At 72.5% G+C, this 1156-nt stretch carries 1 protein-coding gene; it reads right to left on the bottom strand.

Translation table 11 applies throughout. The features are described from left to right. Positions 1-224: 224 nt before the first annotated feature. Positions 225-1156: MFS transporter (locus tag G6031_RS17360; RefSeq protein WP_182653943.1), on the bottom strand; the 932-nt coding region annotated here is incomplete at its 5' end.

Here is a 1156-nt window from a genome sequence, read left to right as displayed (position 1 = left end):
TGGCGGACCCCGTCCCTCACCTGGCGGACCCCGTCCCTCACCTGGCGGACAGAATTCGTGTCTGGCGGGCCGTCCCTCGCATCAGATGTCCGCCAACCGGGGCGGGGTGTCCGCCGACCGGGGTGGGGTGTCCGCCAACCACAGCCAACCACGGTGGGGTCGGGGTGGGGTGGCCGCCAACCGGGGGAGGGGCGAGCAGGGAGCTGCGAAGAGGGCTGCCCGGTTCAGGCGCAGCGCTTCTCGCGGCGGCGGTCCACCACGCTGAACGCCAGCGCGCCCGCCGCCAGCGCGGCGATCAATCCCAGGGCCGCCCGGAACGCGAGCAGCCAGTCGTCCTGGGACTCGACGATCCAGAACAGCACGCCGGGCACGACGGCCGTGCCGATCGCGGTGCCCATGCGCTGGCCCAGCGAGATGATGCTGCCGGCCACCCCTCCGTACGCGGGGTCGACCGCCCGCAGCGTCAGCGTCTGGTTGGGGGAGATGGTCATGCCCTGGGCGGTGCCCATCAGCGCGGCGGGGGCCATGAAGATCAGGTAGCCCACCGCCCCGGATTCGACCAACCCCGCGAGCAGGATGAACGTGCCCAGCGCGGTGAGGGTGAGGCAGAACCCGACGATCACCAGCCGACGCCCGAGCTTCAGCACGAACCGCCCCGCGACCTGCGCGGACACCGCGGCGCAGATCGAGGCGGGGAGGCTCACCAGCGCGGAGTCGATCGGCGCGTACCCCAGGTGGAACTGCAGGTACATGGGCATCACGATCCACAGGCTGGTCCCGCCCATGAAGTAGATCGAGACGATGATCATGCCGTTGCGGAACGCCGGGTCGCGGAAGATCTCGGGATTGACCAGCGGCGGTCGACCGACCCGCTCGTAGCGGCGCTCCCACCAGGCGAACGCCCCGAGCAGGGCCACCCCGAGCGGCACCAGGGCCCACAGCGCGGGGTGGGCCCCGCGGTTGAGGAAGGGCAGCATCACCGAGAACACGGCCGCCCCGAGCAGCACGATGCCGACCGGGTCCAGGTCGAGGCGGCGGCGCGCTGCCTTCTGCGGCGGGGTCACCGGCGCGGAGGCGTTGGTCGCGGCCGCGGCCCGGGAGGCGGAGTCCTCGTCGTCGTCGTTCTCCAGGTAGGCCAACGCGCCGGCGCGCGCTC

Origin of the sequence: Dietzia sp. CQ4, assembly GCF_014145125.1 — a bacterium.
In the GTDB taxonomy this organism is placed as follows: Bacteria; Actinomycetota; Actinomycetes; order Mycobacteriales; family Mycobacteriaceae; genus Dietzia; species Dietzia natronolimnaea.
The sequence above is the reverse complement of the archived record's forward strand: the minus strand, read 5'-3'. Positions and strand labels throughout refer to the sequence as shown.